Source organism: Asticcacaulis sp., from assembly GCF_020217185.1.
In the GTDB taxonomy this organism is placed as follows: Bacteria; Pseudomonadota; Alphaproteobacteria; order Caulobacterales; family Caulobacteraceae; genus Asticcacaulis.
On sequence record NZ_JAIWNX010000279.1, the window covers coordinates 1 to 10000 of the forward strand.

Here is a 10000-nt window from a genome sequence, read left to right on the forward strand (position 1 = left end):
TCGGTGATGTTCTTGACGACGCCGTCACGGATTTCGCCTTCGGCCAGCTGACCGACCAGCTCGGTGCGCTGTTCGGCACGGGCTTCTTCAAGAATGGCGCGACGCGACACGACGATATTGCCGCGCGGACGGTCCATCTTCAGAATGGCGAAGGGCTGTTCCTTGCCCATCAGCGGGGCGATGTCGCGCACCGGACGGATATCGACCTGCGAACCGGGCAGGAAGCCCGAAGCGCCGTCCATATCGACGGTGAAGCCGCCCTTGACGCGGCCGACGATGGTGCCCATGACCGGCTCGCCACGGTTGAAGATGGCTTCGAGGCGGGTCCAGGCTTCTTCGCGACGGGCCTTCTCACGGCTGATAACCGCTTCGCCCATGGCGTTTTCGACGCGTTCCAGATAGACTTCGACGGTGTCGCCAGCCTTCAGATTGGCCGCCGCTTCGACGCCGAATTCCTTCAGCGAGATGCGGCCTTCGGTCTTCAGACCGACATCGACGATAACGAAGTCCTTTTCCAGGCCGACGACCAGACCGTGTACGACCTGACCTTCGAGCATGTCGCGGCCGTGCAGGGATTCTTCCAGAAGGGCCGCGAAATCGTCACGCGACGGATTGTAATCGCTCATGTAATCTCAGTTTGGGTTGGCGCTGAGGCGTGGCCGTGACGAAGACGGCGACGTCGGACAGGAACGGCGAAGCGCACGGCTTCGGCCACACGGACAGCGGCTTTTTGAATGGGAATGTCACATGCCGGATGCCCGGATAGGGTTTCCGCAAAGCGCCGTTCGTGATCCTGCCTGATAAAAGAGCGCCGGTGAGATTGACCCTTCTAAAAAGAGCCGCGGCGGTCCTTCACGATGCGTCGCGCATGTTCGATGGCCGCCTCTATACCTAAATCGGTCGTATCAAGCAAGACGGCATCGTCAGCCATGGACAATGGGGCCGAAGACCGCGACGAGTCGCGCTCATCGCGCAGCCGGATATCGGCCAGCACATCCTCATAGGCCAGATCGGGATTACTTTTCACCAGTTGCAGCCAGCGGCGATGGGCGCGCACCTCGGCACGGGCGGTGACGAAGATTTTGACCGGCGCATCGGGCGCAATTACCGTGCCGATATCACGACCATCGAGCACAGCCCCGCCCGGCTGATGCGCGAAGTCGATCTGAAAGCGTTTCAGGGCGTCACGCACTTCGGGAATGGCAGCCACCTGCGAGGCCCATTCGCCCGCCTCGCGGCCGCGCAGGTCAGGATTGTCAAGCGTTTGGGTATCCAGCGTCCGCGCGATGGCCACCAGTTGCGGCACGTCTTCGAGCGTGAGCCCCTGCTGCGCCCGCAAAAACCCGACAGCGCGATAGATCAGGCCCGTATCGAGCATCGGCAGGCCATAGTCCTGCGCGATGACCGAGGCCAGGGTCCCCTTACCGGAGGCCGCAGGACCGTCGAAGGCGATGATGAGGGATTGCGTCATAAGGGCCGCTTTTAGATAGGCCTGACAAAGCCCGCAACCCCCTTCACTCGCCTACCCTCAGGATAAACCGGCATACGGAAGGTCATAAAAAGGGGCAAAATGCCGAAAATCCGTTTTGACAGGCGCGCGATCTGGTGGCAAGGGAGGCCAAAGCTTTATAGTTTTCCACTTTATGAGGACGCTCCGTGGCTGATCCCGCCCTTGGCACCAAACAGATTTGTCCGAATTGCACGGCCAAGTTCTACGACCTGAACAAACGTCCGGCCCACTGCCCCAAATGCGCTTTCGAGTTCGATCCCGAAGAAGCGCTTCGTACCCGTCGCACCCGCGTCCGTCCGGTCGCGCCGGACGAGTATGAAATGGACGATGAGGCCGAAGATCAGGTCAAGGGCAAGACCCCCGGCGAAGAGGACGAAGACGAAGAACCGGAAATCATCACACCGGAAATCGACGAAGTCGTTGCTGATGACACGCTTCTGGCCGACGAAGACGATGAGCTTGATCCCGCCGATCCGGCCCGCGTCGCGCCCGATCCGGTCGATATGGACATCGAAGACGCCGACCTGGCGGACGACGATGCCGATGATGTGCCCTTCCTCGAAGACGATGAGGACGACACCTTCGACGAAGACATCGACGGCCTGCCCAGCGAAGGCAACGAAGACGATATCTGATCGTCCGTCACAGGATAGAAAAAGCCGCGAAGTTTGCGCTTCGCGGCTTTTTTCATGGCACGCGTCACCCCTCTTCACGGACCTGTGAAAAAATCGAAAAAACTTCGAAAAAGCGCTTGCATGTCAAAATGCCTTGTCCTAGAAGTCGCGACCTCAGCGGCGGCGACGCCAACGAGACCATCGAAATGAGATGGGGCTATAGCTCAGTTGGTAGAGCGCTTGAATGGCATTCAAGAGGTCAGCGGTTCGACTCCGCTTAGCTCCACCATTAAAAAAGGCTCTCCCTCGGGAGAGCCTTTTTTAATGGTTTCGTCGAAAGACAGGGTAATACCAACGGCCGAAGATGCTGACTGCATCCGGCCGTTGAAGACACGAAGGCGCATCACTTCGCCCCTCCACCTGCACCATTTCCTCTCTTCTTTTTACGCTCTGGCGCTTAAGCCTGATCCTTCCCATCTCTGACTGAAGGAGGCCGCCATGAGCCAAATCATCGACAACACCGCCCAAAGCCGCTTTGAGCTGAGCCGCGACGGACACACCGCCTATGCCGATTATCATCTGCAAGGTCAGGTGCTGAACATCGACTATGTGTTTGCGCCGCCTGAACTGCGCGGTTCTGGTGCGGCCGGCGACCTGATGAAGGGCATTGTCGCCCATGCCCGCGGCACCGGCCTGAAAGTGCATCCCATCTGCGGCTATGCGGCCGCGTGGCTGAAACGCTCATCCGAGAGCCACGATCTTCTGATCTAGCGCCAGCGCAGAGACAGCATTACCGCCCGGCGGTTATCATAACCGACGATGCCGTCGGCGGTGCGCTGAATGGGTATATCCGCGTCCAGAGCGTTATCAACACTCAGCCGCAAGCTCAGAGCCTCCGTTACGGGACGCTCAGCCATCAGACGCAGTCGGGAAGCTGGCGACAGGCGCTGACGGTTGAGGTCGTCCTCGAAACTTTCGCCGATAAACAGCCAGTCGGCACTGAGCCGTGTCCGGTCCAGCCGATAATCGCCCCCCACCGACAACAGATAGGCCGGGGCCTGCGCCGGACGCTTGCCCTTAAGAGCCGGATCGCCACCCCGCATCTGCGCATGCGTAGCCGTACCGGACAGGGTCAGGGTCAGACGCTCAGCCGCCTGCCAGCGCGCCGACAGTTCCAGTCCCGTGGCCCGCACCTCACCGGCATTCTGACGCTGCCGCAGCACCCCACCCGCTGGGATAAAGCCCGCCGTCGGGAAGGTGCCCGGTCCAAAACCCACAGTAATATTGCTGATCGGATCACTCAGCCGATTATGGAACACACCCAGATCGACGCTTAGCCCGTTCACTGCATAGCGCCAGCCCGCCTCTATGCCGCTCAGCGTTTCCGGTTTCAGCGCGCTATTGGCTTCGGTGACGTCATTGCCGACGCGAAAGGGGCGATAAAGCTCATTCAAAGATGGCGGCCGAAAGCCGTTATAGACCGCCGCGCGCCATTGCTGAGCGCCTACTTGCCGCGTAAGGCCCAGACGCGCCGACACCACCGTCGCATCAGCGTTTGCGGGGCGTAAATCCAGTACGGACGCCCCCGTACTCAGCTCGCTTTCGCGGCGAAACCCACGGGTCGCCCGCCAGTTATCGGCGCGTACCGCTCCGGTCAGGCTGACCGCACCGAACCGCCGCGTGCCCTGAACATACAGGCCGCTCAGGTCGGTGCGCCCGCCCGCTTCGCGATAGCGCGTGGCCACACCGCTGACATAACGAAAGCGCTCGCGCGCCTCGCCTTCGCTGCGGCGGGTATCGACCCCCACCTCCCACTCGCCGTCATCGCTTTCACGACGCCAGGCGGCATTAAACCCATAGCCTTCGGCCGGCGTGGCGAACTGATCATTGGCCAGACTTGTGCCCGCACGCCCGCTCAGGACCGACACAGAGCGGTTCGAGAGGTCGCTGTCGCGATACCAGAGCTGAAGCCGGTATCCGTCGCCTGTCTCTGCGGTGGGGCGGGTCAGACTGAGGGCGTACTGATGACCCCTGGCGCGCGCCGTGGCCCCCGACAGGCCGGTATCGCGGCGGCTGTCGTAACGCCCTGCCATCAGGGTCAGATCGTGCCCCCTCGCTTCACCGCGCCACGTCGCCAGCGTGGCCTCATCATCCCCGAAGACGCCTTCATCCGCCGCCCCGCGCTGGGTGCCGCGCACAGCCGCATCCCCGTATCGGCGGGCGCGGCTATAGTGCAAGGCCAAACCACCCACTCCGCCGTTGAGTTGCACGCCCCAGCTTCCGCTATCGCCCCAATCCAGACCGCCCGTCACCCGGCTCTGCGGTGGTGCAAGGTCGAGATCAATAACGCCGGTCAGCGCTCCGGCTCCATAGGCCCCGCCACCTGCCCCACGCACCACGCGGGCCCGGTCGATAGCGTCCGCCGGTAAACTGGCCCAGATGACCCAGCCGCCGAATGGATCGTTCTGCGGGACACCATCCAGCGTCACCAGCGCCCGCCCGGCTCCGGATGGTGCTATGGCCCGCAAGGACAGGCCCTGAATGGTTGGATTGGCGCTCAGGCTGGATTGCCGACGAAACAGGGAGGCCTGCGCCTCTGCCTTCAGGGCCTCATCCAGACTGCTGGCGGCGTCTATGGCCGGTTTGCCAACGCTGACGGTCGAAAAAGCGGCATCCCCGCGAAACGGCGTGAGCCGTCCGCGCACGATGATCTCAGCCTCTTCCGCTCCGGTCGGGGCCGCCAGAGACAGGCCAAGCAGCCACCCCATCAAGACTGCCATAGCCTTATGCCTCCCATAAATCCACCACACATCTGATCTCGAAAAGCGCTGCCAAACGTTTGCAATGCAGCATTAAACCCGCACCCAGAGGATATAGGGCAGCGCAGATGGCTTTACAGGGTGGGCCGAATGAATTTATGGTAGCCCTACCGCACCGCCAAAAAGCAAAAATATATCCGAGGATTACCGCATGGGCCAGATGATTGAACTCACCCGCCCCGATGGGGGCACGCTGTCGGCCTACCGTTCGGAAGTCGATCCGGCACGCGCCAGCGTCATCGTATTGCAGGAATGGTGGGGCCTCAATGATCATATCAAGGCGATTGTCGATCGTTTTGACGCCGAAGGCTTCAACGCCCTGGCACCTGACCTCTATCACGGGCGCGTAACGAAGGACGCCGATGAGGCCAGCCACATGATGAACGGCCTCGACTTCCCCGGCGCGGTGCATGAGGATATTGCGGCGGCTTTGGCCTATCTCAAGGACATCAATGACAAGGTGGCGGTGATGGGCTTCTGCATGGGCGGGGCCCTGACCATTGCCTCCGCCGCACGCCTGAGCGGCTTTTCCGCCGCCGTCTGTTTCTACGGCATTCCGCCGCGTGAATTTGCCAAGCCCGGCGATATCGCCATCCCGTTTCAGGGCCATTTCGGCAAGAAGGACGATTGGGTCACGCCGGAAGTCGTGGCCAAGATCGAAAGCGACATGCGCGCGGCCGGTCGCCATCCGGAGCTTTACAGCTACGACGCCGATCACGCCTTCTTCAACAAGACCCGCCCGGAAGTCTATGATGAAGACGCCGCCGATCTGGCGTGGGAGCGCACCATCGACTTCCTCGGAGACAATCTCTGATATCTATTGAGGGGCCATCTGAGCGCGTCGCGCCGTCAAGGCCGAACCTCCGGACGCCAGTACCACAAGCGCAATGGCCAGCCATTGCTGCGGGCTTAGGGCCTCGTGCAGCAGGATCAGGCCGGACAGGGCGGCCAGAGCCGGTTCCAGACTCATCAGGATGCTGAAGGTGCGCGCCGGGATGCGTTTCAGCGCAAACATTTCCAGCGTATAGGGCACCGCGCTCGACAACAGCGCCACCATCAGCCCCGTCAGCAATATCTGCGGCTGAAACAGGGGCGCGCCAATGGTGATCAGGGCCAGAGGCAGGGTGACGAGGCAGGAAAAGGCCACGCCAAAGCTGACGGCCTGCCCTTCGGGCACGCGCTGGGCGACCTTTTGCCCCAGCAGAATATAGCTGGCCCAGCCGACCCCCGCGGCTACTGCCAGCGCCACACCGATAGGATCAAGCGCCCCGCCCCCCGCGTGAGGTAACAAGAACCATAAGCCCGTGGCGGCGCAGGCCACCCAGACGAAATCCAGCGCCCGGCGTGAACTCCATACCGCGACGCTGAGCGGGCCCATAAATTCGATGGCGACGGCAATGCCCAGCGGGATGCGCTGAAACGACAGATAAAAGCACAGGTTCATCAGGCCGAGATTGAGCCCGAAAAGGATCAGCCACTTCCACGCCGAGCGCGGCGGCCAATTCCGCCACGGACGAAACAGCACCATCAGGAAGATCGCCGCCAGCGTCTGACGCAGGGCCGTCGCCCCCAGCGGCCCCACACTGCTGAACAACGACTTAGCGATGCCGGCGCCGAACTGAAACGACAACATGCCGCCAATGACGCCAATAATGGCCCACAGGGTGTAACGTCCGGCCGCTCCCTCAGTCATGTGCGGGGCGTCCCAGGCGCTCACCGACAAACAGGACGACGCGCCCGATCAGCACGCTTACCGTCATGACCGCCACAATCGGCGTCAGGGTTTGCGCCTGAAGCGCCGACACCACCGCCGATACCAGTGTCGCCAACCCGATCTGAGTAAAGCTCATCAGGGCCGAGCCCGAACCAATGTCGCGCGTTAGGCTGCCTATAGCCGTGGCCGACGAATTGGGACCGATAAAGCCGAGACAGGACAGAATAAGGAACAGCAGGGCGACCGTACCCCACACATTCAGCCAGCCGTTGGCCGCTGCCAGCAAAAAGGCCAGCACGAACACGCACTGCACGCTCAGGGCGACGCGCAGGATCTGTTTTGAACTGTATCGGCGGTTGACGAAGACATTGAGCTGGCTGGAGCCAATAAAGCCGACGCTGAGCCCCGCGAAGATCAGACCGTAAATTTCCGGCTTGATATGGAATATCTCCATAAAGATGACCGGTGAGGCGGAGACGTAGATAAACAGGCTGCCAAACGAAAAGCCACCCGCAAACAGATAGGTGACAAAGGCGGGATTGCGGTAGAGCCCCAGGAAGGTGGTCAGGATCGGCAGGGGTTTAAGCGATACGGTCGGATCCGCGGGCTTGCCATCGGGCAGCACCGTCAGCACCAGTACGAGGATCAACCCCACAATCGCCGCCAGAAACGCGAACACCCAATGCCAGTCGAGCCATGTGGTAACCAGCCCGCCAAGAGTCGGTGCCAGCAGCGGTGACACGCCGATGGTCAGGATGATCAGCGAGATGATCTTCGCCGTATCCTTGGGCGGAAACAGGTCGCGCACCAGCGACATGGCCGCCACCGAAGCGGCGCAACCGCCCAGCGCCTGAAATAGCCGCAGCCAGATCAGCACGTCGATATTGGGTGCAAACACGCACCCGACCGAGGTCAGAACGAACAGGGCCAGACCGGCATAGAGCGGCGGTTTGCGGCCATAACGGTCCAGCAAAGGCCCATAGATCAGCGGCCCCAGCGCCATACCGGCGAAATAGGTCGAAAGCGACAGGCCGACGGCCGCGCTGCTGGTGTGGAAATCCGCCGCGATCTGACCAAAGGCAGGCAGATACATGTCGATGGCGAAGGGGCTGATGGTCGAAAGCGCGCCCAGCGTAAAGATCACCAGAAACGGATTTTTGAGCGCCGGCGGCGCGGCTTCGGGAGCGGACATGACACACACACATATACGGGAAGTAGCGGCGGTAATGGCCGTACCCCGTCAGCGGGTCAAGTTATGTCATTAGAACGGCGGTCAACAAATGTAACCCTTATACCTTTAGCGCCAGATGCACTTCACCGCGGATAAGGCCCGCAAAGCGTTCGCGGTCCAGCGCCACAATCGGCATCTTGCCGTCGTAAAGCTCCTCGACGATCAGCCCCTCGGCCTCGCACAGGTCGAGCACATCGGTGAGAAAATCGGCCTTATAGTGTCCCTTGGCGCAGCCGAAGGTGGACAGGCGCGATCCGTAGTCCTGCGCATTCTGCCCCAGCACGTGCTCGATCAGCTTCTTGCGCCCGCGCGGGCTATTGAAGCGGTAAAGCGCCGACATCAGCATCTGCGCGGCTTGCGTGGCATCGACCACCGGCGCACGCGACAAACAGTTATCGCAGGTCCCGCAATTGTCGCCGGCGGCATCGCCGAAATACCGCCGCACGCCTTTGCGGCGACACTCCGGGTTATGGACAAAGCGGAAAAAATCCAATGCCTTCTGCTTTTGAACAGACAGGTCAGTCCCCGTCTCGTTTTCACGCATCGACAGCCGCCGCAGCGACCAGCCGAGATCAGTTGAGCTAAAAAGGCAGACGCCCGACGCCGGTTTACCATCACGCCCGGCACGCCCCACCTCCTGCCAGTAGGCTTCCAGTGAGGAGGGCGGATCGGCATGGATGACAAAGCGCACATCGGGCTTGTTGATGCCCATGCCAAAAGCGATGGTTGCCACCATGATCTTGGTGCGGTCGGCCAGAAAATCGTGCAGCCGCTCGTCGCGCACCTTGGCGGGCAGTCCGGCATGATAGGCGTCCGCCTTGAACCCTTCCGCCGACAATTGCCGCGCCAGCTTTTCGGCCCCATCGCGCGATCCGGCATAGATGATGCCGGACGCATTCTTTTGCCGCCGCAGCATATCGAGGATCATCTTCTGGGCACTGCCCGTGCGCCGCATCAGGCGCAAACTGAGGTTCGGGCGGTCGAAACTGTCGATAACCTCGGCGGCATTTTCGATATGCAGCGCCTTCTTGATATCAGCGCGGGTGTGCGGGTCCGCCGTGGCGGTCAAAGCCAGTGTCGGCACCTTGCCAAACAGGGCTTTGAGTTTACCCAGCGCGCGATATTCGGGTCGGAAATCGTGCCCCCATTGCGACACGCAGTGCGCTTCGTCGATGGCAATCAGATTGACCGGCAGGCGCGACAGCTTGTCGAGCACAAAACCCTGAGTGAGCGCTTCGGGGGAGAGGTAGAGGAGGTCGATTTCGCCGTTTTCTGCGCGGTCCCATAGCTGGTAACGCGCTTCCATAGACAGGCTGGAATCGAGCCGTTCGGCGCGCACACCTTTTTTGACCAGCGCCTGCACCTGATCCGCCATCAGCGCAATCAGCGGCGAAATAACCAGCCCGAAGCCCGGTCGCATCAGGGCGGGAATCTGATAACACAGACTCTTGCCACCCCCGGTCGGCAGGATGGCCAACACGTCCTCGCCATTGAGGATGGCCGCGATCACCCGCGCCTGCTGACCACGAAAATCATCATAATGGAAAACGCTTTTCAGCGTCTCGCGCGCCGCGCGCACCCGCTCCAGACCGGGGCCCGACAGGCCGTAAGCGGCCTCCGGTACAGGGTCATGAGGGTGATCGAGAAGCATCGGGCGGTCCGTTCATCTGAATTTTGACCCCTTTCCTATAAGCTGTTTCGGGGGACAGGATACAAGAGCCAGCGGTGTTTTTTTATCGCCCTTAATTTTGCCGGAATTGCCGGTCATGTGTCGCACGGGGACGACCATGACAGGATGACGTGTGCCGCCACAGGCGCGGCACGGAGAAATCAGGCGTCGGATGCGCAAATATAAGGGACGCGCGCCGCAGGCTTTGATATATCCTTAACGAAATCTTTGCATGAAGCATAAGCGAAACACCTCTTGCCCGGTTAGGCAATCGCGGTGTCGTGGGGATAATGTATGGCTCTCGCCTTTGATATGAAGCGTCCGCCCGTGAAGGCTATCCTGTACTGGTTAATGGTATTCGCCGTCTGGGCGGTGATTTTCGCCGTCGGCTTTATCGCGTTCTTTTCGCTGGACCTGCCCGATACGTCGTCGCTGTATAAGAC

9 protein-coding genes and 1 tRNA gene are annotated in these 10000 nt (G+C 61.1%); 4 read left to right on the top strand and 6 right to left on the bottom strand.

Annotation, left to right across the window (positions count from 1 at the left end; translation table 11 throughout):
* The coding region (locus LDL37_RS14220) for a S1 RNA-binding domain-containing protein (protein WP_290799488.1) at window positions 1-626 on the bottom strand (626 nt) is incomplete at its 3' end.
* A 203-nt stretch (window positions 627-829) separates the two neighbouring features.
* Window positions 830-1471, bottom strand: a complete 642-nt coding sequence (gene cmk / locus LDL37_RS14225; RefSeq protein WP_290799489.1) for a (d)CMP kinase — start codon at window positions 1469-1471, stop codon at window positions 830-832.
* Between the two features lie 185 nt (window positions 1472-1656).
* Between cmk and LDL37_RS14230 the strand changes: the two genes are divergently transcribed.
* The 3 genes from LDL37_RS14230 to LDL37_RS14240 all read left to right on the top strand — a co-directional run bounded on the left by LDL37_RS14230 (window position 1657) and on the right by LDL37_RS14240 (window position 2895).
* Window positions 1657-2145 carry a TIGR02300 family protein gene (locus LDL37_RS14230; protein WP_290799490.1) on the top strand — a complete coding sequence of 163 codons (489 nt, stop codon included), beginning with the start codon at window positions 1657-1659 and terminating at the stop codon, window positions 2143-2145.
* A gap of 192 nt (window positions 2146-2337) precedes the next feature.
* A tRNA-Ala gene (locus LDL37_RS14235) sits at window positions 2338-2413 on the top strand.
* Between the two features lie 209 nt (window positions 2414-2622).
* Window positions 2623-2895, top strand: a complete 273-nt coding sequence (locus tag LDL37_RS14240; protein ID WP_290799491.1) for a GNAT family N-acetyltransferase — start codon at window positions 2623-2625, stop codon at window positions 2893-2895.
* On the opposite strand, the gene LDL37_RS14245 is transcribed toward LDL37_RS14240, so the two are convergent.
* Window positions 2892-4892: a TonB-dependent receptor gene (locus LDL37_RS14245; protein ID WP_290799492.1), complete on the bottom strand. Its 2001-nt coding sequence runs from the start codon at window positions 4890-4892 to the stop codon at window positions 2892-2894. The genes LDL37_RS14240 and LDL37_RS14245 overlap by 4 nt on opposite strands.
* Before the next feature lie 202 nt (window positions 4893-5094).
* Here LDL37_RS14245 and LDL37_RS14250 point away from each other — a divergent pair, with 202 nt between their 5' ends.
* The gene (locus LDL37_RS14250) at window positions 5095-5757 is read left to right on the top strand and encodes a dienelactone hydrolase family protein (protein ID WP_126422286.1); all 663 of its coding nucleotides are present in this window, start codon (window positions 5095-5097) and stop codon (window positions 5755-5757) included.
* A 3-nt stretch (window positions 5758-5760) separates the two neighbouring features.
* On the opposite strand, the gene LDL37_RS14255 is transcribed toward LDL37_RS14250, so the two are convergent.
* The 3 genes from LDL37_RS14255 to LDL37_RS14265 all read right to left on the bottom strand — a co-directional run bounded on the left by LDL37_RS14255 (window position 5761) and on the right by LDL37_RS14265 (window position 9539).
* Window positions 5761-6636 (bottom strand): DMT family transporter, encoded by an 876-nt coding sequence (locus LDL37_RS14255; protein WP_290799493.1) that lies wholly within the window; start codon window positions 6634-6636, stop codon window positions 5761-5763.
* Window positions 6629-7849, bottom strand: a complete 1221-nt coding sequence (locus LDL37_RS14260) for a multidrug effflux MFS transporter (RefSeq protein WP_290799494.1) — start codon at window positions 7847-7849, stop codon at window positions 6629-6631. The genes LDL37_RS14255 and LDL37_RS14260 overlap by 8 nt, the downstream gene beginning before the upstream one ends.
* 97 nt (window positions 7850-7946) lie before the next feature.
* Entirely contained in the window at window positions 7947-9539 is a 1593-nt protein-coding gene (locus LDL37_RS14265) for a RecQ family ATP-dependent DNA helicase (RefSeq protein WP_290799495.1), read from the bottom strand.
* Window positions 9540-10000: the final 461 nt, after the last annotated feature.